Genomic DNA, 25902 nt, shown 5'->3' with positions numbered 1-25902 from the left:
TGTAAGCCCCTCACCAGGAGATGAGAGGCTACCGACTGCTGGATCACTCAGATGGTATGGAGGTCAGTACTAGGCTGTTAGCCTTTAACAGCGGCAGAAGGATACGATTTCGCTTTACATCAAAATGGAAGTCAGACTGCAGGGGCTACCAGCTTTCCAAAAGGGCTGGATATCACACCATTTTGATTTACTGAATAGATTTCACCGGTTTCCCAGGACGAAGCAAAAATACGACCATCCGGGACCTGACCGACACCATCAACTATTTTTCCCGGCAGAGTACGAACGTTACGTTTCTCACCTTCGGGCGTGAGTTCATAGATTTCAGCTGCACCCCGCGTTGAAATGAGTAAATCATCTGACGGCAGAAGTGAAATGCCGTTGGGTTGATTGAGACTAGGCGACTGCACAACGATGGTTACATGCCTGTCGCGAGCAATGCGGTAGATAAAGTCTTTACCGGTTGGCGTGATGGTCATCCCCTTTACCAGAAGGGCACTTTCCGTTCCGACCACCTCCCCGGAAGGCAATGTTACCAGACCATTCAGGAAGGTAGCTCCAGGTATGGGAATGGCCCCCAGAGGCCTGCCTGTTTCCAGGTCAAACAGGCGTACTACGTCAATGTCTGCAGTGTAAAGTGTGCGACCTGAGATAGAAAGCCCCTTAGGAGCGTGCAGCGTTGTTCCCATGGCGGCACCATCAGCCCATTTAAGTACAAGAACTTTTCCATCTGGTCCAATCTGGCTAATGAAACCATTGTCGTCTTTATCGGCAATGCCGCCGTTGATGTTTGAAACATAATATACATCGTCAATCATGTCGTGAACCACGGATTCCGGCTCTGCCAGACCCACATGCTTGATAGTGATATGATCGGCGGAAAAGGCCGCTACTGACGCAAGTAAGGTACTTATCAGCCAGATTTTCATCTTCGAATACAGGAAAAACATGTTCTCCCCCTTTGTTCAAAGTATCGTGGTTCATTTATGTACACTTGTGCTTGCCATTCATTGACCTTTGTAAGCACTTTTCATGGTTTTACCCCGGTATATCTCACGATCCAGATTCCCTGATTCTTGTGAGATATATAGGTGTAGCCTCGCCTGTCTGTCAGTACGTCTTCCGCTTGTAAAACCAGCTTTCCACGAGGGAGGTAGCCGATCCTGTCTGATGGTTCAGGGGCCATAAAGAATCCGACCTCTCGTGGTAGTCTCGGGTTTGAAATGTCGTATGCCCTGAGACCGGCGTTGAAATGAGCCACATACAGCAGATTTTTTTGCTTTTCAACGTCAGGGTTGTGCTGCAGGTGATTGATGTTATGTGGTCCACGCCAGCCTCCCTTTTCGAAAAAATCTTTATACGGCATACCTTCCGGTGGTATGGGCTCGGGTAACAATCCCAGCAGGACAGGCTTAACGGGATTGGAAATATCAACCAGCGATGAATGATGACGTGGGCCTTTGTCATAGGTAACGCTTTCAGAGTTGGCGTAGGCAAGCGTTTCATTTCTGAAAGGAAGCACACTGTGAACGCCGAATTTGCTGTTGAATGGCGGACTGAAATCGAGCCGACCAAGTTGTCTGGGCTGACTGATGTCGCTGATGTCGAGAATGATCAGACCAGCGGATCCATACGGTAGATAAGCTTTATCCCCCACTATGTAAGGAGGGCCGTGCAGGGAAATATCGGCGTCGGTACCACATAGGCCATGATCGTGAGGTTTTTCATACCCGTGGTTCACTGGGTCGTGGTCTGCACCTAAATCTATCTTTTCTCCACCGGCTTTGTGCTGCCCCTTGACCCACCACCTCCCCGCTTCAACGGGATTGCTCGGATCGCTGATATCAACAATGACGTAGATGTTACCGACATATCCAGGCATCCCGGCAGCAAGATGCATATATCGCCCGCCAGCATAGAAGTTGCGGTGCGTGCCCGTGCCCCCTGTACGGAAATGCCCTTTTTTCTTAGGGTTTTCAGGATCACTGATGTCCCAAATCAGAACGCCTTCGCTAAACGGCTTACCCTCGACTCGCGGATCAAGAAAGTTTTTTTCAAGGGAAGTGATCATCAGATTGTTAGCCTGATCGACCTGAAGCGTGAATGTATTTTTGTTTTCTGGAATGAACCTGAGTGGCCGAGGGATGGTGGGATCGGTGACATCAAGAATCGTCAGGCCGGAGTGGAAGATGTGCGCGGCATAAAGATACCAGCGGCCGTTTTTCTCCTTGATGGTCATCTTGAAGGCAGGCCTGCCATCAAGATCAGTATAACCGACAGGCTCGAAGTTATGCCCTAGCCAGCCATCAGGAAGTTGTCGCTTCGGGGATGACTCTTCCTGAGACCAGACGCAACCCAGGAAAAAAGTCAGAAAAATAAGTAACATTACCTTTATCATTTGTCCCCCTTCACAAACTCAGCTGTTGTCAATGAGCGACCATAGTGATGGACTATGTCTTTTACGACATGATTTTGCTGTTCACGCGTGAAGGCTGAAGAGGCATCGTAGATGACGTTTGTGGTGTAACCCAGATCATGCGCCTGTCGGAGTGTTGACTCGACACACACATGAAGTGCATAACCACTTAGATAAAGTACATTGATACGGTTATTCCGGAGATAGCTGTCAAGTGTCGTTCCGGCGAACGCACTGGCTCCGGCGCGTTCACGGATCACGTATTCATCCGGAAATGGCATAAAGTCCGGATGAATACCTGCCGGTTCACCAAACCACGTCTGTGCCTGCGGAATAGCGGCACGCAAACCGTATTCGGCCCGCCCAAATAGTTTGTAGGTCGGTTCCAGTGTCATGGTGACGTGAATGATCTCCATTTCCCGCTTCCTGGCGGCGGCGAGCACAGCTCTGGAGTTACTGACCGACGCATCAAGTTGCTCGCGATCCTGGATTAGGTGATTGAGCTTTCCGGATGGGGAAAGCCATTCATTCTGGTATTCAATCAGGATGAGGGCGGATGGCTTCATAGCTTTCATGGTTTCTCCTTTTTTGATGAACAGAAAAACAGAAAGCCTGTAGTGATGCGGCTGAGCGGGATCGAAAGTGAAGTAAGCTGCCGGAACGGTATCCTAAGCAGGCGCACCATCAGAAAAACATGCAATGAAAATAAAGATGTATTCTTAGGCTTCATGTTTACTCCAGATAAGTAGCAAACTACATAAATCCTTAGCAACACACGGTAATGTTTTTCACGTTCCGGGTAGTAATCCGGCCTTGCTTAGTTTGAGCATAAGCTGACTTAGCATCAGCCGCTCTTCTTCACTAAAGTAACTCATAAGCTTTGCCACCCATTCGTAATGTCCCGGTAACGCCTTACCGAGCATCGAATCTCCCTGTGGTGAAATCCTGATTAGTCTCGCCCGTGCGTCGGTCGGATCAACGTTACGGTCGCACAGCTCTGCGCGCACCATACGGTCTATGACCCGTGTCATGGTCTGAGAAGTTACCGACACACCATCTGCAAGACTCCCTACACTCAGGCCATCAGGGTTGCGCTTGAGTAATAGCAACACAAAGAATTGTGTCTGCGACAGTCCGCAGAGACGCGCCAGATTTACCTCGAACGCTGCCAACATTTCCTGGGTTGCTGATGCCCAGATCAGCCATGTCTGAAGCCCTTTCACATCGGGATTTCCGTAGTGAACACCGAAAGCTTCCAGTGTTGCATAACTGGGCAGGTCTTTAAGTTCGAACATTTAACATCCCCTCCTCCCTATAAATGTAGCTAGCTACATTTATTTCGTCAATAAAATTTTTTTAGGTAATATGCCGATGAGAATAATACATCAGTTGTCCTGATACGAAATTTCGTGGCAGAAAAAGGGGTGATTTTTATGTATACCCCTACGATACCTTTAATTTCGAGGCAAAAAGATATCAATGTGACCATACTAGTGATACCATTAATCATATGACCATCTATACGTGACCATCAGGGTGAAAAATGCTCATTTTTGGCTACCTTCGCGCATCAACTTCGGAACAGGATTCATGGCGGGCAAAAAATGCGCTCAAGACATTTGCTAACCTGCACGGTCACCGTATCGCAGGTTGGTATGTGGATAATATTTCAGGCACCACCATGAACCGCCCTGAACTGTTGCGACTTCTGGAAGACGCCGAACCCGGTGATGTCATTCTGACCGAACAGGTCGACCGGCTCTCCCGACTTGATGACGCCGGCTGGAACACACTCCGCAAACAGATTACCGACAAACAGCTGGCCATTGTCAGCCTGGACCTGCCAACCAGCCATCTGGCGCTGACCACCACCGTAAGCGATGATTTCACCCGCAGCATGCTGAAAGCCGTCAACGGCATGATGCTTGATATGCTGGCCGCCATTGCCAGAAAGGATTATGAAGACCGCCGTCGCCGTCAGGCCGAGGGTATCAGCAAGGCAAAAGGAGAGGGGAAGTACCGGGGCAGGGTGGCCGACATGCAGAAACACGAACTCATCCGCACACTGCGGATTACGCATGGCAAATCCCTGCGTGAAACTGCCCGGCTTGCCGGGGTCTCTAAAATGACGGTTATCAGGGTATGTAAGCATTCTGGCACAGGGGAGGGTGGCAGTCTGAATCCATCTCATGGCCCCTCATACTGACATACATCAGGCGCGGACAATTTTACTTTCGTCCGCCTTGGCGGATTCAAGTTCGAAGTGCAACGCTAAGCCGCCTTTCTTTTATCAGAATTGATAAGCTACGGTGACGGAGAAATTACGCGGCTCACCGTAGACGTAGCCACTCATATAGGTGTAGTACGTCCGGTCAAACAGGTTATTCACGTTAGCTTGTACCGAGACCTGTTTATTAACCTGATAGTGGGCAAACAGGTTAGCCAGTGGGTAACTTCCCTGGTAAACACGCTGGGTGCTGCCATCGGGTGCGGTAACATTCTCATACACACGATTTTGCCAGTTTATTCCCCCGCCAATGGTCAGCGCCTGGAGCATCGGCAGGCGATAACGGGTAAACAATTTCAGGTCGGTCTGAGGCTGATCTGGGTTATAACGTCCCTCCGAATCACGCGCGACATAGCGGGTTGCGCCAAAGGTCATTTGCAGGTTATCGGTGAGAGCGCCGTTCAGCTCAAACTCGGCTCCTTTGCTGCGGGCCCCTTTGGTTGGCGCGTAAGCCTGCTCGCTGCTGTTATTGACAAAACTGCCATCAACGGCCTGACCAACATTATTTTGTTCGATGCGGAAGACCGCCATGGTTGCGGTGAGGCGGCCATCAAACCAGGCGGATTTCAGACCCGTTTCATAGCTTTTCCCCGTGACGGGAGCCAGATATTTTCCACTGCTGTCGCGATAGGTCTGCGGTTGGAAGATAGAGGTGTAGCTGGCATAAGCAGACCAGGTGTTATTGATGTCATATACAGCACCAGCGTAGGGTGTAATGTTGTTCTTTTCCATATTGCCGCTCGTCCCATCGGTGCTGTACCTGGTATAACGCGCACCGACAATGAGCGACAGCGGGTCGCTCAGGGAGAAACGCACTGCGGTGTAGGCCGATTTCTGGCGCACTACGTCATCCGCGTTCTGATACCAGTCACCCCACGTGGGCTCGGCGATATTGCCATTCCAGTGATTGTTGAAGATGCCGATATCGCTGGTGGCAATATCACCGGCATCTTCATCCGTGATGCCGTTGCTACTGTTGGTCACATTATGCTGGCGGCTGTAGCTCATACCCGCCATCAACTGATGCTCACGCCCGAACAACTCAAACGGACCGCTGGCATAACCATCCACTGAGGTCAGTTCACGCTTGCCCCGATCCATACTGCCAAAACCATCGGCACCTTCGCCGGTGTCCTGATCCGGGTATGACAAATAGCCCACATAAAGTAGCTTATCGCTGAAGGTGTTTTCAGCATGGGTACCGTTCAGGCGGAACGTCCAGCCGTTATCAAAGTTATGTGTCAGGTCGGCATACACTTTGCGAGCGGTTGTATGATAGTAGGTCCAGTCGGCGGCTGAATTCAGGCTGCGTGAGTAATGGGTCAGGGCACCATTGCTGTAGAACACCGGGTTGCCACCCCAGGTGGGATCCTTGGTATCGGCATCCTGATAATCGTAGCCAAGCGATAACGTGGTGTTATCGGTAATATCCGCATCCACCACGCCATAGAAGAATTTGGTGTTTTTACTATACCGATCCAGCCAGTGTCCTGATTCTGGTAACCGGCAATGACGCGGCCACGCACCGATCCTGATGCATTTAATGGGGTGGACACATCGGCGACATAACGCTGTTTATTCCAGACTGCCGTAACTGGCGTTGAATGTACTGGTAAATTCTTTGCTGTCCGCATGCTTACGCACCATATTGACGGAGGCTGCCGGGCTACCCGCCCCGGTCATCAGGCCCGTGGCGCCACGAACCACCTCGATACGGTCATAAATTGCCGTGTCTGAAGCCGCATCGCCATAGTTCCAGGCATCACCCACCATGGTAGGAATACCGTCAAAGGTAAAGTTGCTCAGTTGAAATCCACGCGAGAAGTAGTAGGTTCGCTCGCTGTCAATCAAATTACTGGTGATGCCCGTGGTGTTATTGAGCACATCATTTACCGTCTGCAGTTGTTGATCCTGCATACGTTGCTGAGTGATCACGCTGACGGACTGCGGTACATCGCGCGGTGTCAGCAACAGTTTTGTCCCCGCACGCGTGGTTTTAACCTGGTAGTCTGTCTTGTCCTGAGGTGCCGTGGCGTCGCTATCCGCATTGGCATTTACGACCATGACTTCCGGCGTTTGCGTTTCCTCTGCCGCCAGGGCTGGGTTGAGAAAGGCGTGTATCGCCATTGTCAGAAATGAGATGGTGAAGGTTTTACGGATGCGTGGCTCGCTCGAACCCGCACAGATTTCCCTGCGATCCAAAAACATAGTATTTCCCGCCCGAAAAGAGTGTTGTTGTGTTAATTCTTATTTTTTTAATTGCAGCGCTATGCGTTCTCGTATAGCCAACCGGATGAACTCGGCTGGGGAGACCAGCTTCGTAGCGGCACGATTTCTCACGCAAGTTTTGCGGGGGGGTGTCACAGCGACGGCATGTGCCCAAACATTTTAGTATTACGCACGGTGCTGCGGCATTTAACGTTAATAACCGCTCTTGTTGAGAAAGCCAATGATAATCATTTGCTTTAGGAAAACTTAAAATGTCTCATTTAATTGTGTAACTAATTGTGTAAAATACTATAAATCAATGTATAGCGGTGAAATCGAAACGTTGGTTGTTGACGTTCAGGCTTTTATCGCCGTGAATTCATTGCCAAATTTGGCCATTTTCAGCTTAAAAAACGTGTTTATGCTGTGAATTGGCAGGGCACAGCAATCTGTGGTTTTCTGCACATTTGCGTCATTTTGGTAAATGCGTATTATTCTCATTCTCTCTTCAGCCCTCCGGTTAAGTCTGCCTCCTACCGGGATCCCTTTTTCCATCGATGGAGTTAAGAATGAAATTGTTTTTCAGCCCGCGTCTGGTTCCCCTTGCCGCTGAGGTCATCGCCGCCATTAGCCTGACGGCTTGCCAGGCACCGGCCAAAAAAACAGAAGTGCCTGTCGCCGTAGTGAAGCCAGTCAATACGCAGTTGACTCAGCGTGTACTGGGGGATGGACTGTATGAACTGGCCTATTCTCCTGCAGAGAAGGCGTTGTATGTCGCCAGTGCTCAGGGCTTTAAAAACGTCAATGGCGGGATGATTTACCGTCTCGACCCCGTGACTCTGGAGACTCAGGCTGAAACCCACACCGATCTGAAAAACTTTGGTATGGCGATGGAAGACGACGGTCGCGTCTTCTACACCACCAATTCGCTGGACGGAGGCGTGTCGCAAGTTGATGCGCAGAGCGGCAAGGTGCAGAAACGCCTGATGCTGGGGGGCAAGAAAGACAAAGATGGCGATGTGCCAGGTGCACGTGAAATGCTACTGCACGGAGATGAATTATACGTGGGTCGCGTAGCCGATCCTGGATTTATCTCAGTGGTGGATACCAAAACGTTCACCTTGAAAACGACCATCAAGAATGCCGGTAAATGGGTAACAGGCTTGATTTACTCCCCGGTACGCGAACGCGTTTATGCCGCTAATGGTGCGGGTGAAATTCTGGTCATCAATCCTCGAACCTACAAAATTGAACAGCGCTGGACGGCAGGTGATGGAAAGGAATATCTGTTCCTGAATATGGCGGAAGATCCGTCTACGGGTCGCCTTTTCGTCACCGACGACTCTAAAGGCAAGGCTACTCTGGTCTTCGACGAACACACAGGCAAAGTAATCAAACGTCTTCCGGGCGATGCGCTGGGTATTAAGTTCAACAGTAAACGTAATGAGATCTATATATCTCAGCGCGAGTCGAAGAAAGTACTGCAGCTTGATGCTACCACTTATGCCGTGAAAAACAACTGGTCATTCAACACCAACCCGAACAGCTTGCTAGTCTCGGCGGATGGCCAAACGCTGTATGTCTCTCTGAAGCAGGCATTTAATGAAGATAGCTCCACACAGGGCAAAGATAGTGTGGCGCGCATTGCACTTAAGTAAGCGCGACTGAGCGTAGCAGCGCAATGAATTGCGCTGCTTACGTATAGTAGCCAGCTCGGCAGAGCGGTGCGCGGTGCTGAGCCTTGCACTAAGGCCGCGGTTGCACCCCAGGTTTCGCCTCAGGGGTATTTGATGCAGTTGAAATTACCAGTTTTCCAGCACTGAGCCTGAAGCTCGCAAGGTGAATTAGGTACGGGTTGGCGGATCTCATAGTGGCCTGCAGCTCATGCTGCAATAAGACCGGATATAGAGCTGCAACCTACCGTCAACGTCAAAACCACGAATGCCTTGCAAACGGGATGCGTTCATATAAAGGTGATATGCTGCCAGTCGCAGTACGGGCGCCGCTGGAAGGTGCACTTTGCGAAGAAGACCCGGGGCGCCTGGCGGAGCGTCAAATACCTGGGCCGCTACCTGAAGCGCCCGCCGGTGTCAGCGGCAAAGCTCAGGCACTACAGCGGCGGTGCCGTGATACATCACTATTACGACCACCGTACGCAGCAGCACCGGCAGCAGACGCTGACACAGGAAGAGATGATCGGACGCTATATCAGCCACGTACCGGCGAAGCATTTTAAGATGGTGCGTTACTATGGCTTCCTGTCGAACCGCAAACGGGGTTCGCTGCTGCCGAAGGTGTATGAAGCCCTGCAGATGGAGGCGCGAAAAACACCGGAACAGCCCGGCTTCGCCTCGCTGTTGAAAGGATTTCTGCGTACGGACCCGTATCAATGCATCCTCTGTGGCAACCGGCTGCGCTTTGTCAGCGCACAGGCCGGCAGGCATGCCACGGAATTAGGCTGTGTCCCGTAATCACCTGAGCTATAGTAACTGTCTGTTTCCACAACATATTAAACTATGGCTCGCTACGACATTCCCGATGAAGCATGGACTATCATCCAACCCTTTCTGCCAGCAGCGTCTGCCTCTCCACAGGCCGGGCGTCCGTGGGCGGAGCATCGTATGATCATCAACGGCATGTTCTGGGTGCTGTGTTCAGGTGCACCATGGCGTGATTTACCTGAACGGTACGGCCCATGGAAGACCGTTTATAACCGCTTTAACCGATGGTCAAAATCGGGTGTGATTAACATTATTTTCAACAAGTTACTTTCAGCTCTGGATGCACATGGCCTCGTGGACTGGTCGGCCACTGCACTGGATGGCAGCAATATCCGGGCGCTGAAATGTGCTGCCGGTGCGCAAAAAAACAACCCGATATCACCGGAGATAATGGGCTGGGTCGCTCTCGCGGTGGTTTTGGCACCAAAATTCATCTGGCGACAGACGGAAGTGGCCCCCCATGTCAGGGTAGTTGTCGCCTCTGACAGAAAAATTTCCGGGGGCCGGAGAGGACAATAATGAACACTTATTCACCTGAGCGTAAAGCCGCTCTGATCGCCAGAATGATGCCGCCACATAATCAACCGGTCGTTCAGTTAGCCCGTTCTGAGGGGATCCCGGCCAATACGCTTTATGCCTGGCGTACTCAGGCTGGCGTTCGTGTACAGGGAGTACGCAACACACTCTTCAGGGAATCCTTGCTGTAACCAGCCTGAAGGGAGAGCGTCCGGAGGGACAAACCACGTTTGTGGATTTCGGCTTTTATGGTCTCGGGATGCCAGTCAGCATTCAGATCTTCATTTCGGCTCATGATTCCTCTATCCTAAAAAGTCATCCGCGCGGATAACTGCGCGGGTATCCGTATGGATAAATCATAGGAACGCAAAGAACATAAGTCAATGTTCTTTTTTGTTTTCTTTGCATTTCTTTATATTTTGTAGTTTTTCAATTAATTACACACAAAGGAACTCACTATGGATAAAGAACGTAAGTGTTCTTTTTGCGATAACGTAAAAGAACCGATCATTGAGCGCATTTTTTATCTGGTAGAGCGTTATCCATCTAGAAACGAGGCCGCAAAGGCGTGGGGTATAAACATCAATACCCTACAGAACTATTATAAGAGGCGTGATATTGCTCCCACCCCTAGGAAGCAACTGCTGGAAGGTATTGCAAATCATGAAGGTGTATCGCTTGATTGGTTGGTTGAGGGAATTGGGGAACCACCGGTGAACACAAAGAAAGAACACGAAAAAGAACGCGTACATTCAGGACTAAGTGATCCAGACGCCAGACTCGCGACACTGTTCTCGATTTTGTCAGAGAAGGAAAAACAATCACTGTTTGAAATTGTTGTCCGCAAAGGGGTAGATACGGTGTTACGGCTGTGTGATGATCGCAATATTAAGCTACTGCAATGCAATGATGTTGAGAAAGAGCGGCTTCTAGTGTGGCTTGATAGTGGTATGAAAAAAGAGGCATTTGAGACTAGTGAAGTTGTAGCAGAAACAGGCCTTGCAAACTCTGGTAAGAAGGCCGGTTAATCAATGAGTGGTGTTTCCGAAACCTACACCGACGTTTACCGGCCTTGATTTTCGAAGTATGTTCGAATTGATTTTGAACGTAATGCTTTGCCTTTTAAAGGCGCGGTTGTAGAAGTATCAAAAGTTTTGCCGTTCGGCTCACTTTTTCTTTGACTGGTATCAAATGCCTAAACAGGGCGAAGCCAGCAATCCCGCGGATTCCCGTTTATTTCCTTCTCTTCCCGGTAATATCAAATGATTTCCTTCATAACAGGCCGGCAATATTTGCGGCGGGACGTTTATTTTCGCCCTGCTCAGCCACGCCCAGATCCGCAACGACATCAGTAACGAGAAAAAAGCGCGGGCCAAAGCTAAAAAAACGCCCTAAGTGGCGATAGATTAAGCAGTCAGCCGATAGCGGCTTAACCTGTAAGGAAAAAAACGCTATAATCCCGCCGCTTCGTCCCCTTAGTTAAATGGATATAACGAGCCCCTCCTAAGGGCTAGTTGCAGGTTCGATTCCTGCAGGGGACACCATTAGCCCCTCTCCTCCGCTTGTTTTTCCCAGCCAACCCCAGCTTAGACACCGCACTGACGAGCAAGCGCCAGACCGCGCGACATCTATATTAACGACACCTTCGTTTTCTCAGCGCACAACAACCGCTACAGGAGTTTATGGTGTCTTTTACCCATCTGCGTATCGCCCGTCCCGTAACCAACCTTGAGCACTCATTCAGGATGTATACCCGGGGTTTAGGTCTACAAAAAATTGCCGATTTTTCGCATCACGACGGCTTCAGCGGGATAATGCTGGGCCATAAAGATTTGCCGTGGCATATCGAATTGACCCTCTGCCATCATCACCCGGTACGCCCGGCGCAGACGGCAGAAGACTTATTGGTTCTGTACTACCCCGATCGGCAAGAGTGGCAGAGAGAGTGCGCGAAAATGGAGCTGGCCGGTTTTACCCCCGTGAACTCGTTTAATCCCTACTGGGATGTTAACGGGCGCACCTTTGCCGATGACGATGGCTACCGGGTCGTTCTGCAAAATAGAGCATGGTCATCGGCTTAGAATCAGCTCGTTATACTCGCGAACGGCTTACTCCTCCGTTAAGCAGCACCAGCGCGACGGCGGCGGAGAGCGCAACGGTCGCCGCGCTCGCCAGATAGACGGCGTTAATTCCCCATTTACCCGCCAGAGCACCGGCCAGCGGAGCGGTTACTCCTAAAGAAACATCGAGGAAAGCGACGTACGCCCCCATCGCCAGGCTGCGGGTTTGGGGAGGAGCACGACGTACGGCTTCCACGCCAAATCCAGGAAAAGCCAGCGAGTAGCCAAAGCCGGTAAGCGCCGCGCCAAAATAGGCCAGGGAAGCCGAATCGGCTCGCCAGATAAGCAGTCTGTCCCAGGGCCTCAATCACCACGCAGATTAGCGCAACCCGCGCGCCGCCCAGCTTATCGGGCAGATGACCGAAGGCAACCCGCGCGGCAATAAAGGCCAGGCCAAAAGCGGTAAAGGCCAGCGAGGCGTTCCCCCAGCTGTGGGCGGTAAACAGCAGCGCGATAAACGCTTCGATAACGCCGAAGCCAACGCTGCACAGCGCGAGGCCAAGCCCCGGTTTCCAGACGGCGTTAAGTACGGTATAGAACGATGTTTTTTCCGTCGCCAGCGGAGCAACGCCCCGAACTCTGGCAATAGCCAGCAGAGCAATAAAGGGGACCAGCAGCACGGCAAGCGACAGGCCAAAGAAGCCGCCCCAGGCGTTAAAAGCGACCCCCAGCGGAGCGCCCGACGCGTAGGCGCCGTACATCGCAATCCCGTTCCAGGACATCACTTTCCCGGCATTACGCGGGCCCACCAGCCCGATTCCCCAGCCCATTGCGCCGGTAACCAGCAGGCTTTCGCCCAGCGCCAGCACAATGCGTCCGGCCAGCAGGATCCACACGCTAACGCCGGGGCTGGAAATAAACAGCAGCGAGAGCAGATACAGAATCCCTGACCCGGCCGTCACCAGCAGGCCGATGACCATCGCGCGTTTGGCGCCGTGTATATCGGCGAAGTTGCCGGCCCAGGAGCGCGAAAGCAGAGCCGCTACGAACTGCGACCCGATGACCAGCCCCACCACCAGCGTACTCTGACCCAGGGTACCGTGCAGGTGCAGCGGTAGTACCGGCAGCTGCATGCCAATAATCAGGAAACCAATATAAATCGATATCACAATCGGCAGCAGGGTCAGGAATACGGACCGGCCCTGCGGCACGGCGTGGTTAAGCGCCGCGGAAGTTTGATTTTGTTGTTCAGTCATAAGTAAATTCATTTAATGCGGGGATAAATTTCGGGCCGAAGGGACTCTTTCCCTTCGGCTCATTTGCCGTATTGCGGGCAATTTTTCATCTCGTGCGCAGCGAGAGCTCAACGTCATCAGCAAAGGGCACGGACAGATAACCGTTTTGCGGATCACGCACGTACTCCAGATATTCGGCGCTGTAGTCGGCATTGTCGGCGATGATAAACGCGCCGGGACGCAGGCGGCTTTCGAGGAGAGCCAAAATCTCCGGATACAGCGCTTTTGCGCCGTCCAGCAGCACCATATCGATGGTCTCCGGCAGATTATCCGCCAGGGTTTGCAGCGCATCGCCTTCACGAACATCGACCAGAGCATCCAGCCCGGCCTCTTTCAGGTGCTCGCGGGCGCGGATGACTTTATTCGGCTCAAACTCGCTGGTGATCAGCAGGCCACCGCCGTTATCCTTTAGCGCGGCGGCCAGATGCAGTGCGGAAATACCAAACGAGGTGCCGAACTCAACAATATGCTGCGCCCGAATGCTGCGGGCCAGCATGTAAAGCAGCGTCCCGGTCTCCGCCGCGACGGGGAGCCAGAGATCTTTCAGGTGACCATAAAGCTCGAGATATTCGGTTTTACTGGTCATCATCCGTTCGCGTTCGGCACGAGGAATGCTGGAGAACGCCGCGCTTGCGGCGCCGTTTGCCTGTTGAAACAGTCGTTCTAATAATGCGGCCAGCGGCGCGGATGTCAGCGTGGTTGACATAATAAGTCCTTCAAAAGTTGTGTGGTTTACGCCTGCGGCATAAAATGCGAATGATTCGTCACCTTTTAAAGAATACGATCAATTATTCGCATTAACTATTCGCATTCCGGCCCGGGAGAGAAGCGCCATGCCAACGGCTAAAAGTAAATTGATTTCATTAAGGAAAAGGCCAAAACAGGCCCGTTCAGCCGAGCTGGTATCGGCGATTATTCAGGCGGCGCTTCAGGTTTTAGAAAAAGAGGGCGCGGTGCGCTTTACCACCGCAAGGGTGGCGGAAAAGGCGGGAGTCAGCGTCGGGTCGGTGTATCAATATTTTCCCAACAAAGCGGCAATTCTGTTTCGTTTGCAAAGCGATGAATGGCAGCAGACCACGGCCATGCTCAGCGAGATCCTCGGCAACGCCGATCGTCCTCCCCTCGACAGATTGCGCACGCTGGTGCACGTGTTTATCCAGTCGGAGTGCGAAGAGGCGGGGCTGCGCCAGGCGCTCAACGACGCGGCGCCGCTCTATCGCGATGCGCCCGAGGCTAAAGAAAATCGCACCGCAGCCGATAGCGTCTATGGGCAATTTATTGAGGAAGTCCTCCCCGACGCGACGGCGGCCAGGCGGCAGCTGGCCTGCGAGCTGTTGACGACAACGCTAAGCTCGGTGGGCAGCGGTTTCTCCTCCAGCCCGCGCACGGCTGAAGAAATCAGCCGCTTTTCCGACGCGATGGCGGATATGTTCAGCGCCTGGATAAGAGAGACCGCCCGGGAGGACGCCGCGCAGCGGTAATTCTCTGCCCGCCGGGTCCGGGCGGCGCCTGAACCCACGCTAGCGCCGGGCCTCTTCGGCGTCCGGCCCGGCGGCCACCTCCAGCGCCATGGCGCTAAACGCCCGTACCGCGGCGCTCTGCCAGGCATCCTTATGCTGCAGCAGACAGGCCGTTCTTTCCAGCAGCGCCGGGGTTAGCTCGATGGCCACCAGATCGTCGCGCTCCCGCACAACGGCGGCCGGCAGCAGGGTCGATAGCGGCGTATGCTGGATCATGGTCAGTACCGCGCTGATAGAGTTCGCCTCCATCCGCACCTGCGGCTCAATCGCGTACCGGCGGCAATAGCGATCGATCCGCTCCCGGGTTGCAAACTCTCCGCTGAGCAAGATCAGCGACTCCTGATTCAGCGCTTCCCGCTTTACGCGCCGCCGCGTCGCCAGCGGATGGTGGCGGCCAACCACCAGCGCCAGCGTTTCGGTCAGCAAAGGCCGGGACACGATATCGCGCGATCCGCCATCGTCGAAGGCAATCCCGAGATCCAGCTCATCATCGCGCAGCAGGGCCTCCATTCGATCCTGATCCATTTCGCGCAGGCTCAGCGAAATATTGGGGTAGCGCTGATAAAAAGCGCCCACCAGCGGCCCCATAAAATAGGTCGTAAAGGTCGGCATCATCGCCACCCGCAGCGTACCTCGCTGCAGGTCCTCCACATCGTGGATGGCGCGCTTTCCTTCGGCTAAATCCTGCAACGCCCGGCGCGCGTAGATAAGCCATACCTCCCCGGCATCCGTTAAGCGTACGCTGCGCGAGCTGCGGTCAAAAAGCTGAGTTCCCAACGTCTCTTCGAGCTGGCGGATCTGCTGCGATAGCGCCGGCTGTGAGATATGGAGCGCCGTTGAGGCGCGCGTAAAGCCGCGATGTTCGGCAATCGCCAGAAAGCAGGTGAGGTGGCGCAGCAGCATGCTGGTATCCATAAGTAATTCAAATTGAACTCATCATAAATAAGCCTTTTAACTTATGAAACAAGTTACGTAACCTGTCCGCGTGTTTAATCGGCCGCGCTTCCGCCGCCCGCCGCATCCATTTTTGCAGGAGCCTTTATGTCCATCCATGTTAACGTTCTTCAGCATCCGACCGCCCACCGCCTTCGCCCGCCCCGGTGTCCGCTGCGGGCAGGCGGGTCGCGATGAGCCGCGCGGCGCAGGGCCGGCTGATGCTGCTGGTACTGGTCCTCATCGGCATCAATATGCGCCCCCTGCTGACCTCAATTGGCCCCCTGCTCCCCCAGCTGCAGCAGGCCAGCGGTATGAGCTTTACCCTCGTTTCGCTACTCACCGCGATCCCGGTCGTGGCGATGGGCGCGCTGGCGCTGGCCAGCCCGTGGATTGACCACCGCCTTAGCGAAAAGCGAGGGATCGCGCTGAGCCTGCTGGCGATCGCCGCCGGCGCGCTAATTCGCGAGCTCGCCCCGCGCAGCGGGCTGCTGCTGAGCAGCGCCCTGCTCGGCGGGATCGGCATCGGTATTATTCAGGCGACGATCCCGCGAGTGATAAAACGCCGGTTTCCGCAGCATACGCCCCAGGTGATGGGGCTATGGTCAGCGGCTCTGATGGGCGGCGGCGGCCTGGGCGCGGCCCTGACGCCGTGGCTGGCGCAGCGCAGCGCCGTCTGGTATCACGCCCTGGCCTGGTGGACGCTGCCCGCGGCGCTGGCGCTCCTCGGCTGGTGGTCCGTCAACCGCGCGTCCGCGCGCGGAGCGCCTTCCGCCTCTGCGACGCCGGAAACCGCTATTTTCCGCCGCCGTCGCGCCTGGACCCTCGGACTGTACTTCGGCCTCATTAACGGCGGCTACGCCAGCCTCATCGCCTGGCTGCCGCCCTACTATATGCAGTCCGGCTACAGCGCTCAGCTTAGCGGCACCCTGCTGGCCGTTATGACGCTTGGGCAAACCGTCGGCGCCCTGCTGCTGCCGATGCTGGCCCGGCACGAAGATCGGCGCAAACTGCTGATGTTAACGCTGCTGCTGCAGCTGATTGGCTTCTGCGGGTTTATCTGGCTGCCGCTGTACCTGCCGCAGCTGTGGGCGATAAGCTGCGGTATTGGCTTAGGCGGCGCCTTTCCGCTGTGCCTGGTGCTGGCGCTCGACCACTCCCGACATCCGGCGATTGCCGGACGGCTGGTGGCCTTTATGCAGGGCATTGGCTTTATCGTCGCCGGCCTCTCGCCGTGGCTATCGGGCCTGCTGCGCAGCCTGAGCGGGGATTACGTGCTGGACTGGGCCTTGCACGCCGTCTGCGTGGCGCTGCTGATGGTCATAACGCGGCGTTTTGTACCGGCACGCTATCCGCAGGAGTGGCGAAAAACGCAGCCGATCAGCGATGAGGTGCGATAACGTCAGATGCGTAAGGCCCGCTTGCGCATCATTCCCGATAAGAAAAAAGCCAAAAATCAAACCGCTACCTGCGGCAAAACCAGCGCCGCGAATAGCCTTCGCCAAAACGGTATTTATTACCGGACGAAACTAATGTGTCGCCGAATCACGACACTCGTAAGTAACTAAAAATTAATAAAAAAATGCCTCTTGTTTCCCCCATTTTTTAGGCGTACATTAGCGCCAGTTGAAGCAGTTACAGTCTGTAATTCCGAACCGCCGCAGCCGCCAGAAGCCTCTGGTTTTCCCTGCGACGGTTAATGGAAAAAATGAAAACAAAATTCGTTTGGCGTTTCGCCGAGAATGCGGAGTAATGAGACGTGAAATACTTTTTTATGGGCGTGTCTTTTATGGTCATCGTTTGGGCCGGCACCTTTGCCCTGATGATCTAAACAGCGTAAATAGTTAAAAAAAGGGAGCCGATGGCTCCCTTTTTTATTGTCGCGTTTATTCCTGGCCCTCGCCCACCGGCTTGCCTGCGGCGGGAAGAAGTCCGTCCGCGCGGAACATCGATTTAATACCGCGAATAGCCTGACGGATCCGATCGCGGTTTTCGATTAAGGCGAAGCGCACGTGGGTGTCGCCGTAGTCGCCAAAGCCGATGCCCGGCGATACGCACACTTTGGCATCCTGCAGCAGCTTTTTGGCGAACTCCAGCGATCCCATCGCCGCATAGTGTTCAGGGATCTTTGCCCACACGTACATGGATGCTTTCGGGCACTCCACCATCCAGCCCGCTTCGTGCAGCCCCTTGACCAGCACATCGCGACGGCGCTTGTACTGCTCTGCGATATCGCGCACGCACTGCTGATCGCCTTCCAGGGCGGCGATTGCCGCCACCTGCAGCGGGGTGAAGGTACCGTAGTCGTGGTAGCTTTTAATTCGCGCCAGCGCGTTGACCAGCGTTTTGTTGCCGACCATAAAGCCAATGCGCCAGCCGGCCATATTGTAGCTTTTCGACAGCGTGAAGAACTCAACCGCCACGTCGCGCGCGCCGGGCACTTCCATAATAGAGGGCGCCTTCCAGCCGTCATAGACGATATCGGCATAGGCCAGGTCATGCACCACCAGCACGTCGTAGCGCTTCGCCAGCGCCACCACTTTTTCAAAGAACTCCAGCTCGACGCACTGGGCGGTCGGGTTAGAGGGGAAGCCAAGAATCATCATTTTCGGCTTCGGATAGCTTTCGCGGATCGCGCGTTCCAGTTCGTTGAAGAAATCAACGCCTTCCACCAGCGGCACCGAACGTACCTGCGCGCCGGCAATCACCGCGCCGTAAATATGAATAGGATAGCTGGGGTTAGGCACCAGTACCGTGTCACCGTGATCCAGCGTCGCCAGCATCAGGTGCGCCAGCCCCTCTTTCGAGCCGATGGTCACAATGGCTTCCGATTCCGGATCAATGTCGACGTTATAGCGATCCTGATACCAGCGCGATATCGCCCGGCGCAGGCGCGGGATACCGCGAGAAGTAGAGTAGCCGTGGGTATCGGGTCGTTGGGCAACGGTGCACAGTTTTTCAACGATGTGCGGCGGCGTCGCGCCGTCCGGGTTGCCCATGCTGAAATCGATAATATCTTCGCCGCGCCGCCGCGCAGCCATTTTCAGTTCAGCGGTAATGTTAAAAACGTACGGGGGGAGACGATCGATACGCGTAAAGCGGCGTTCAGGACTGAATTCAGCCATAGATTCCTCGGATTAACGTGAGCGCCCGGACCGTCCGAGCGACGCTGCCGCTGCTGCGGCACGTTTAGAAAATAACCCGAAAAAATTCATTCTGTCGAGAGGGCGGAGAAAAAATAAAATCTGGCATAAAAAACGGGTACTCGTTCCAATAAATACGGCAGCGGCCAATCCGGATTTAGCCAATACGATCGCTGAAAGTAACATCTTAATATCTTTTGCATTACCTTATTTTCGCCGTAGCGCCCTCGCCTGCGCGGTTGACCGGGGTTCATCGGGGATCCCCTTTTAAAAATGTGCTTGTTCCCTATTATTGTCCGCGGCTGGCCTTCTGGGGCCAGGTTTTTTATCATAGCCTTTTCCCGCGAACGACACGGCGCTCCCATGCACGAAATATTCACCATGCTGCTCGCAGTTTTTGACCGCGCGGCACTGATGCTGATTTGCCTTTTTTTCCTCATCCGCCTGCGGCTGTTTCGCGAACTGCTGCATAAATCTGCCCATACGCCGAAGGAGTCTGCTGGCCGTCACCGCTATCTTCTCCCTGTTCGCCCTGTTCAGCACCTGGTCAGGCGTACCGGTGGAGGGATCGCTGGTCAACGTGCGCATCATCGCGGTAATGTCCGGCGGTATCCTGTTTGGCCCGTGGGTCGGCGCTATCGTTGGCGTGATTGCCGGAGTGCATCGCTATCTGATCGATATCGGCGGCGTTACCGCCATACCCTGTTTTATCACCAGCATCATCGCCGGGCTATTGTCCGGGTTGATCGGCCGCAGGGTTCCCAAGGCCCAGCGCTGGAAGGCCGGGATCCTCGCCGGGATGCTCTGCGAAACGCTGACCATGATCCTCGTGGTGCTGTGGGCGCCCTCCTTTTCACTGGGCCTGGATATCGTCTCGAAAATCGGTATTCCGATGATCCTCGGCAGCATCTGTATCGGTTTTATCGTCCTGCTGGTGCAGAGCGTTGAGGGAGAAAAAGAGGCCAGCGCCGCGCGCCAGGCCAAGCTGGCGCTGGATATCGCCAACAAAACGCTGCCGCTGTTTCGCCACGTTAATAGCGAATCGCTCCGTCAGGTCTGCGACATTATCCGCCGCGATATCAACGCCGATGCGGTGGCGATCACCACCACCGGTCGGGTGCTGGCCTACGTTGGCTTCGGCGAGGGGAACTATCACGATCGCGACAATGCCATTAGCCCCACCACCCGCCAGGCGATTGAGAGCGGAAAAATTATCATCAAGAACAACGATGAGGCGTACAGAACCCCTGAAATTCACTCGATGCTGGTGATCCCATTGTGGGAAAAAGGCGTCGTCACCGGGACGCTGAAAATCTACTACTGCCACGCGCACCGCATTACCTCCTCGCTGCAGGAGATGGCGATAGGCCTGTCGCAAATCATTTCCACCCAGCTGGAGGTCTCCCGCGCGGAGCAGCTGCGGGAGATGGCCAACAAGGCCGAACTGCGCGCGCTGCAGAGTAAAATCAATCCGCACTTTCTGTTTAACGCGCTCAACGCCATTTCATCATCGATTCGCATGAATCCGGATACCGCGCGCCAGCTTATTTTTAATTTATCGCGCTATTTACGCTATAACATTGAATTAAAAGACGACGAGCAGATTGATATTAAAAGGGAGTTGTACCAAATCAAGGACTACATTGCCATTGAGCAGGCGCGTTTTGGCGACAAGCTAACCGTTATCTATGATATCGACGATGAAGTCAGCTGCGTCATTCCCAGCCTGCTGATCCAGCCGCTGGTAGAAAATGCGATTGTTCACGGCATTCAGCCCTGCAAGGGCAAAGGCGTGGTCACGATAGGCATCAATGAGTGCGGAAACCGGGTGCGGATTAGCGTCCGCGATACCGGCAACGGCATCGATCCGGCCGTCGTCGCCCGGGTGGAGGCCGATGAGATGCCGGGCAACAAAATCGGTCTGCTTAACGTTCACCATCGGGTCAAACTGCTGTACGGCGAAGGGCTGCATATCCGGCGTATGACCCCAGGGACGGAGATTACCTTCTACGTGCCAAACCGCAACGCCCCCCAGCCTACGCCGGCGTCGCTGCTGCCATGAGCGGAGAAAAAATGAAAGTCATCATCGTTGAGGACGAGTTCCCGGCGCAACAGGAGCTCAGCTGGCTGATTAACACCCACAGCCAGATGGAGATTGTCGGCACCTTTGACGACGGGCTGGACGTGCTGAAGTTTCTGCAGCACAACAGGGTCGATGCCATTTTTCTCGACATCAACATCCCCTCGCTGGACGGCGTTCTGCTGGCGCAGAACATCAGCCAGTTTGCCCATAAGCCATTTATTGTGTTTATCACCGCCTGGAAAGAGCACGCCGTAGAGGCATTTGAGCTGGAGGCGTTCGATTACATCCTCAAGCCCTATCAGGAATCGCGCATTATCAACATGCTGCAAAAGCTGAGCAGCGCCTGGCAACAGCAGCAGACTCCCGGCAACCGGCGCCGCGCCAAATCCGCAGCGGGAAAACGACACCATCAATCTGATCAAAGATGAGCGGATTATCGTCACCAGCATTCACGATATTTACTACGCGGAAGCGCATGAAAAAATGACGTTTGTTTATACCAGGCGGGAGTCGTTCGTGATGCCGATGAACATTACGGAGTTTTGCGCCAAACTGCCGCCGGCGCACTTCTTCCGCTGCCACCGCTCCTACTGCGTCAACCTGAACAAAATTCGCGAAATTGAGCCGTGGTTCAATAACACCTATGTCCTGCGGCTGCGGGATTTGGAGTTTCAGGTGCCGGTGAGCCGCAGTAAGGTCAAAGAGTTCCGCCAGCTGATGCACCTGTAGCCGACGGCTTATCCGGGCCCTCAGGCCCGGAGGCGCTATTTTAGAGGATTTGGCCCAGCGTCTGGCGCATATGCGCGCCGGAGCCCAGCAGCCCCGGGTTGTCGTGGACAATCAGGTACACCGGGATATCCTGCACAAAGGCTTTAAACCGCCCTTTATCTTCAAAACCGCCGCGGAAACCGGAAGCCTTAAAGAATTCAAGGAAGCGCGGCACGATACCGCCCGCGATATACACGCCGCCAAAGGTCGCCAGCGTCAGCGCCAGGTTGCCGCCAAAACGGCCCATAATCACGCAGAACAGCGATAGCGCGCGGCGGCAGTCGGTGCAGGAGTCGGCAAGCGCGCGTTCGGTCACGTCTTTCGGCTGCAGATTCTCCGGTAAACGGCCGTCGGATTTCACTATCGCGCGATAGAGATTCACCAGGCCCGGACCTGACAGCACGCGTTCGGCGGAAACGTGTCCCAGCTCGGCGCGCAGCTCTTCCAGAATAATCCCCTCTTCTTCGCTGTTCGGCGCAAAATCGACGTGGCCGCCCTCGCCCGGCAGGCTCACCCAGCGTTTATCAACGTGGACCAGATGCGCCACGCCGAGGCCGGTCCCCGCGCCGTAGACGGCGATAGGTTTCCCCTCCACCGGCGCCGTACCGCCAAACTGGATCAGGTGCTCGGCTTTTAGCATCGGGATCGCCATCGATACCGCCGTGAAATCGTTGATGATTTCAAGATGCGCAAACCCAAGGTTGCTTTTCATTTCGGCGATGGAAAACGCCCAGGTGTGGTTGGTCATCGCCACCCAATCGCCGGTAATCGGGCAGGCGATGGCAATGCAGCCATCCTCGACTTCAACGTTGTGCTCGTCGAGATAGACCCGAACAACGGCTTCAAGACTGGGATAATCGAGCCCGGAATAGGTTTTTGCACGGGAGATATCCCCGCTCGCGATATCACATAATGCCAGGCGGGCATTGGTTCCGCCGACATCCCCTACTAAAGCAAATTTTGTCATTCCGTTACGGCTCCACTAAAGTCAAAATGATTCTTTTGGCACACTGTAAATTCATGATGCCTTAACAACAACGACCAACGTATAAGCGCCCACAGTTTAGCGACCTATATCACATTTAGGCTGAAAACTGTGAAAAATGGTTTATCCTGCGCCGCCGCGATCGTCAGGCATAGCCTTAACTTTATCGTTTCAGCACCATTTGCATCGACGCCCCTCCGGGGCGCAGGCAAAAGTCGTGCTTCGCCACCTGCAAAAGGAAATTTTCATGCTGCATCCGCGCGCCAGAACAATGCTGTTGCTATCGATCCCGGCGGTTATCATCGGGATTGCCTCCAGCCTGGTACTGATTGTGACGATGAAGGTTGCGAGCGTCCTGCAGAATATCCTCTGGAGCGCGTTGCCGCTAAGCCTCGGCCTGAACGCCGACGGGCATCTGTGGACTATTGCCATTCTGACGCTCACCGGGATTGCCGTCGGCCTGCTCATCCGCTTTAGCCCTGGCCACGCCGGGCCCGATCCGGCTTCGGAATCGCTGGTCAGTGCTCCCGTCAGCACCAGCGCCCTGCCGGGGCTGATTGCCGCGCTAATTTTAGGCCTGGCGGGCGGCGTCAGCCTGGGGCCGGAGCATCCCATTATGGTGGTCAATATCGCCCTTGCGGTGGCCATTGGTTCACGCCTGTTTCCGCGCGTCAGCACCCTCGACTGGACGATCCTTGCCGCCTCCGGCACTATCGGCGCGCTGTTTGGCACGCCGGTTGCCGCCGCGCTGATCTTTTCGCAAACCCTTAACGGCGGTAACGACGTCCCGCTGTGGGACCGTCTTTTTGCCCCGCTGCTGGCGGCGGCGGCGGGCGCCCTGACAACAAGCCTGTTCTTCAACCCCCACTTCTCGCTACCGATCCCGCACTATCCGCAGATGCGGCTGGTGGATATCTTTAGCGGCGCGGTGGTCACGCTGATCGCGATTGCCGTCGGCATGGTCGCCGTCTGGTGCTTGCCGCGCCTGCATGCGCTGATGCACCGTCTGAAAAGCCCCGTTTTAACGCTCGGGGTCGGCGGTTTGCTGCTGGGGATCCTCGGGACCATCGGCGGGCATATCACGCTATTTAAAGGGCTGGATGAGATGCAGCAAATGGCGTTCAGCCAGACCCTGAGCGGCAGCGACTTTATGCTGATTGCGCTGGTGAAGCTGGCGGCGCTGACGATCGCTGCCGCCAGCGGCTTTCGCGGCGGGCGAATTTTCCCGGCGATCTTCGTCGGTGTGGCGCTGGGCCTGATGCTGCACGCGCACGTTGACGCCGTCCCGGCGGCGATTACGGTCTCCTGCGCAATCCTCGGAATGACGCTGGTGGTCACCCGCGACGGCTGGCTGAGCCTGTTTATGGCCGCCGTCGTGGTGCCGGACACCACGCTGCTGCCACTGCTGTGCATAGTGATGCTCCCGGCCTGGCTACTGCTGGCCGGGAAGCCGCTGATGATGATTAAACGACGTCCCGACTAGACGCGGCTGTTGCGCTCCTCCAGGGCCTGAGTTACCGCCCGCAGAAAGTCGGGGATGTCCATTTTGGGCAGCATTACCTCGACCAGCGTCAGCCGGTCGGAGGCCACGCTGTCGTTCATCGCCTCCTTCAGCTCCGCGGTGCGCGTCACCCGCCAGCAGCGCGAAGGGACGTCGGGGGCAAACGCCTCCGGCAGGCGGTTCCAGTCCCACAGGGCGATATCGTTATAGCGCTGCTCCGGGCCGTGGATCGCCCGCTCAACCGTATAGCCTTCGTTGTTAAGCAGCAGAATAAGCGGCCGCTGTTTGTCGCGCAGCATCGAACCCATCTCCTGAATCGTGAGCTGCGCCGCGCCATCGCCGATAATCAATACCACCCTTCGATCCGGCGCGGCGGTCTGCGCGCCGTAGGCCGCCGGCAGCGTAAAACCGATCGATCCCCACAGCGGCTGAACCAGCAGCGTCGCATCCGAGGGGAGCCGCAGCGCCGCGACGCCGAATGCCGCGGTTCCCTGATCGGCGAGAATAATATCTCCCGGACGCAGCTGCTCCTGCACGGTGCTCCAGAAGTTTTTTTGCGTCAGCATGCCGCCTTCAGCTCCGCCAACCTCCGGCACTGAGACAGGCGGGAGCGTCCATTCCGCCACCAGGCTGGCCGACAGCGCGATCAGGGCCGCCAGCGCCTGATCCATCGGGATCCGGCTGAACCAGCGCTCGCCCACCCTGACGGCAAACGGCTGGATCTCGATGGTGCGCTCAGGCGGTAAATGCTGGGTAAATCCGGCGGTAATGGTATCGGTAAAGCGCGTACCGACGCAGATGATGGTATCGGCGTTTTCAATCATCCCGCGGGTCGAGGGGTCGTTGGCGATACCGCTGTAGGTCCCGACAAAACCGGGATGCTGCTCGTCAAAGAGCCCTTTGCCCATCAGCATAGTAGCGTGGGCTATCGGCATTTTTTCGACCCAGGTTCTTAGCGTTTCCTGCAGGCCATAGCGCTGGGCGAGAAAATCCGCCAGCAGCGATACCCGCCGACTGCGCCGCAGCAACTGCCCCGCATACTCGCGGAAGCCGGCCAGCTGATTCTCATCCGCAGGCAGCGCCTCAATCACCAGGCGACGCGCGGGCGGCGTGGCGCAGGCCCTTGCGACGTCGGCAGGCAGCATCAAATAGCCGGGGCGATGGTGGGCCAGCATGTCGCTGAGAACGCGATCGATTTCATGGCAGGCGTTGCCCGCCGTCAGGGTGGCCTGAGTGCAGGTTATCTGCTCGCTCATGCGCGCAAAATGCGTAAAGTCGCCATCTCCCAGCGTGTGGTGCAGCAGCTCCCCCGCTGCTGGGCGCCGCTGCAGGGGGCGCCAACAATATGCAGAACCGGGAGGTGTTCGGCATAGCTGCCCGCCACGCCGTTAAGCGCGCTCAGCTCGCCAACGCCGTAGGTCGTCAGCAGCGCGCCGGCGCCTTTAATACGCGCATAGCCATCGGCCGCATAGGCGGCGTTCAGCTCGTTGGCGCAGCCGACCCATCCCAGCGCCTCATGCGCGATAACACGATCGAGGAACTGTAGGTTGTAATCTCCCGGTACGCCAAACAAGCGGTCTATGCCGCAATCTACAAGGCGATCCAGCAGATAATCGCCAATTGTGTAAGTCGGTTGCATAGCCATACTCCTCATCCCGTGCAGGTAATTTGAGTATTGAATAAGCG

The 25902-nt window shown here is 55.1% G+C and carries 19 protein-coding genes, 1 tRNA gene and 9 pseudogenes; 15 read left to right on the top strand and 14 right to left on the bottom strand.

The window, feature by feature from the left end:
• Window positions 1–131 precede the first annotated feature (131 nt).
• The 4 genes from ABOC21_RS01875 to ABOC21_RS01860 all read right to left on the bottom strand — a co-directional run bounded on the left by ABOC21_RS01875 (window position 132) and on the right by ABOC21_RS01860 (window position 3711).
• Entirely contained in the window at window positions 132–950 is an 819-nt protein-coding gene (locus ABOC21_RS01875) for a hypothetical protein (protein ID WP_426811910.1), read from the bottom strand.
• 80 nt (window positions 951–1030) lie between these two features.
• Complete coding sequence (locus ABOC21_RS01870; protein WP_426811909.1) at window positions 1031–2398, bottom strand: LVIVD repeat-containing protein; 1368 nt, start codon at window positions 2396–2398, stop codon at window positions 1031–1033.
• A complete protein-coding gene (locus tag ABOC21_RS01865; protein WP_426811908.1) occupies window positions 2395–2991 on the bottom strand; it encodes a cysteine hydrolase in 597 nt (198 codons plus the stop codon). Before ABOC21_RS01865 ends, ABOC21_RS01870 begins: the two co-directional genes overlap by 4 nt.
• Before the next feature lie 213 nt (window positions 2992–3204).
• A complete protein-coding gene (locus ABOC21_RS01860; RefSeq protein WP_426811907.1) occupies window positions 3205–3711 on the bottom strand; it encodes a MarR family winged helix-turn-helix transcriptional regulator in 507 nt (168 codons plus the stop codon).
• A 248-nt stretch (window positions 3712–3959) separates the two neighbouring features.
• On the opposite strand from ABOC21_RS01860, the gene ABOC21_RS01855 reads away from it, so the two are divergent.
• Complete coding sequence (locus tag ABOC21_RS01855; RefSeq protein ID WP_426811906.1) at window positions 3960–4622, top strand: recombinase family protein; 663 nt, start codon at window positions 3960–3962, stop codon at window positions 4620–4622.
• A gap of 84 nt (window positions 4623–4706) precedes the next feature.
• On the opposite strand, the pseudogene fhuE reads toward ABOC21_RS01855, so the two are convergent.
• Window positions 4707–6911, bottom strand: a pseudogene (gene fhuE / locus ABOC21_RS01850) (ferric-rhodotorulic acid/ferric-coprogen receptor FhuE).
• Window positions 6912–7480: 569 nt separating this feature from the next.
• Between fhuE and ABOC21_RS01845 the strand changes: the two are divergent.
• From ABOC21_RS01845 to ABOC21_RS01830, 4 genes and pseudogenes are all read left to right on the top strand, one after another.
• On the top strand, window positions 7481–8569 hold the full coding sequence (locus ABOC21_RS01845; RefSeq protein WP_426811905.1) for a YncE family protein: 1089 nt from the start codon (window positions 7481–7483) through the stop codon (window positions 8567–8569).
• Window positions 8570–8896: 327 nt separating this feature from the next.
• A pseudogene (locus tag ABOC21_RS01840) lies at window positions 8897–9382 on the top strand (IS91 family transposase); the annotation flags it as partial.
• A gap of 45 nt (window positions 9383–9427) precedes the next feature.
• Window positions 9428–9873, top strand: a pseudogene (locus ABOC21_RS01835) (IS5 family transposase); the annotation flags it as partial.
• 57 nt (window positions 9874–9930) lie between these two features.
• Window positions 9931–10119, top strand: coding sequence for a transposase (locus tag ABOC21_RS01830; protein ID WP_426811904.1), 189 nt, complete (start codon window positions 9931–9933; stop codon window positions 10117–10119).
• Here ABOC21_RS01830 and ABOC21_RS01825 read toward each other — a convergent pair.
• A pseudogene (locus ABOC21_RS01825) lies at window positions 10077–10223 on the bottom strand (helix-turn-helix domain-containing protein); the annotation flags it as partial. The gene ABOC21_RS01830 and the pseudogene ABOC21_RS01825 overlap by 43 nt on opposite strands.
• 163 nt (window positions 10224–10386) lie before the next feature.
• Between ABOC21_RS01825 and ABOC21_RS01820 the strand changes: the two are divergent.
• From ABOC21_RS01820 to ABOC21_RS01805, 4 genes and pseudogenes are all read left to right on the top strand, one after another.
• On the top strand, window positions 10387–10956 hold the full coding sequence (locus ABOC21_RS01820) for a hypothetical protein (RefSeq protein WP_426811903.1): 570 nt from the start codon (window positions 10387–10389) through the stop codon (window positions 10954–10956).
• Window positions 10957–11209: 253 nt separating this feature from the next.
• Window positions 11210–11323, top strand: a pseudogene (locus ABOC21_RS01815) (formate/nitrite transporter family protein); the annotation flags it as partial.
• Between the two features lie 74 nt (window positions 11324–11397).
• A tRNA-Arg gene (locus ABOC21_RS01810) sits at window positions 11398–11472 on the top strand.
• Between the two features lie 138 nt (window positions 11473–11610).
• Window positions 11611–12009, top strand: coding sequence for a VOC family protein (locus ABOC21_RS01805; RefSeq protein ID WP_426811902.1), 399 nt, complete (start codon window positions 11611–11613; stop codon window positions 12007–12009).
• Between the two features lie 10 nt (window positions 12010–12019).
• Here ABOC21_RS01805 and ABOC21_RS01800 read toward each other — a convergent pair whose 3' ends face one another.
• From ABOC21_RS01800 to ABOC21_RS01790, 3 genes and pseudogenes are all read right to left on the bottom strand, one after another.
• Window positions 12020–12355, bottom strand: a complete 336-nt coding sequence (locus ABOC21_RS01800; protein WP_426811901.1) for an MFS transporter — start codon at window positions 12353–12355, stop codon at window positions 12020–12022.
• Window positions 12315–13121, bottom strand: a pseudogene (locus ABOC21_RS01795) (MFS transporter); the annotation flags it as partial. The gene ABOC21_RS01800 and the pseudogene ABOC21_RS01795, both read right to left, overlap by 41 nt.
• Before the next feature lie 208 nt (window positions 13122–13329).
• On the bottom strand, window positions 13330–13989 hold the full coding sequence (locus ABOC21_RS01790; RefSeq protein WP_426811900.1) for an O-methyltransferase: 660 nt from the start codon (window positions 13987–13989) through the stop codon (window positions 13330–13332).
• A 127-nt stretch (window positions 13990–14116) separates the two neighbouring features.
• On the opposite strand from ABOC21_RS01790, the gene ABOC21_RS01785 reads away from it, so the two are divergent.
• Window positions 14117–14764, top strand: a complete 648-nt coding sequence (locus tag ABOC21_RS01785) for a TetR family transcriptional regulator (RefSeq protein ID WP_426811899.1) — start codon at window positions 14117–14119, stop codon at window positions 14762–14764.
• A 39-nt stretch (window positions 14765–14803) separates the two neighbouring features.
• On the opposite strand, the gene cynR is transcribed toward ABOC21_RS01785, so the two are convergent.
• On the bottom strand, window positions 14804–15706 hold the full coding sequence (gene cynR / locus ABOC21_RS01780; protein ID WP_426811898.1) for a transcriptional regulator CynR: 903 nt from the start codon (window positions 15704–15706) through the stop codon (window positions 14804–14806).
• A gap of 224 nt (window positions 15707–15930) precedes the next feature.
• On the opposite strand from cynR, the gene ABOC21_RS01775 reads away from it, so the two are divergent.
• Window positions 15931–17136 carry a cyanate transporter gene (locus ABOC21_RS01775; protein ID WP_426811897.1) on the top strand — a complete coding sequence of 402 codons (1206 nt, stop codon included), beginning with the start codon at window positions 15931–15933 and terminating at the stop codon, window positions 17134–17136.
• A 359-nt stretch (window positions 17137–17495) separates the two neighbouring features.
• On the top strand, window positions 17496–17567 hold the full coding sequence (ypdK, locus tag ABOC21_RS01770) for a membrane protein YpdK (protein WP_115193904.1): 72 nt from the start codon (window positions 17496–17498) through the stop codon (window positions 17565–17567).
• Window positions 17568–17622: 55 nt separating this feature from the next.
• On the opposite strand, the gene alaC is transcribed toward ypdK, so the two are convergent.
• A complete protein-coding gene (gene alaC, locus ABOC21_RS01765) occupies window positions 17623–18861 on the bottom strand; it encodes an alanine transaminase (RefSeq protein ID WP_426811896.1) in 1239 nt (412 codons plus the stop codon).
• 285 nt (window positions 18862–19146) lie between these two features.
• On the bottom strand, window positions 19147–19350 hold the full coding sequence (locus tag ABOC21_RS01760) for a hypothetical protein (RefSeq protein WP_426812016.1): 204 nt from the start codon (window positions 19348–19350) through the stop codon (window positions 19147–19149).
• On the opposite strand from ABOC21_RS01760, the pseudogene ABOC21_RS01755 reads away from it, so the two are divergent.
• Window positions 19261–20941, top strand: a pseudogene (locus ABOC21_RS01755) (LytS/YhcK type 5TM receptor domain-containing protein). The gene ABOC21_RS01760 and the pseudogene ABOC21_RS01755 sit on opposite strands and share 90 nt — an antisense overlap.
• Before the next feature lie 11 nt (window positions 20942–20952).
• Window positions 20953–21691, top strand: a pseudogene (locus tag ABOC21_RS01750) (LytR/AlgR family response regulator transcription factor).
• Between the two features lie 40 nt (window positions 21692–21731).
• On the opposite strand, the gene glk reads toward ABOC21_RS01750, so the two are convergent.
• Window positions 21732–22697 carry a glucokinase gene (gene glk, locus ABOC21_RS01745; protein ID WP_426811895.1) on the bottom strand — a complete coding sequence of 322 codons (966 nt, stop codon included), beginning with the start codon at window positions 22695–22697 and terminating at the stop codon, window positions 21732–21734.
• A gap of 265 nt (window positions 22698–22962) precedes the next feature.
• Between glk and ABOC21_RS01740 the strand changes: the two genes are divergently transcribed.
• Window positions 22963–24198 carry an ion channel protein gene (locus ABOC21_RS01740; RefSeq protein WP_426811894.1) on the top strand — a complete coding sequence of 412 codons (1236 nt, stop codon included), beginning with the start codon at window positions 22963–22965 and terminating at the stop codon, window positions 24196–24198.
• Here the strand turns inward: ABOC21_RS01740 and ABOC21_RS01735 are convergent.
• Window positions 24195–25855: pseudogene (locus ABOC21_RS01735) on the bottom strand (alpha-keto acid decarboxylase family protein). The gene ABOC21_RS01740 and the pseudogene ABOC21_RS01735 sit on opposite strands and share 4 nt — an antisense overlap.
• Window positions 25856–25902: the final 47 nt, after the last annotated feature.

The organism is Klebsiella sp. WOUb02, assembly GCF_050058015.1.
Classification (GTDB): domain Bacteria; phylum Pseudomonadota; class Gammaproteobacteria; order Enterobacterales; family Enterobacteriaceae; genus Klebsiella.
This window is presented reverse-complemented; position numbering and strand designations above follow the sequence as displayed.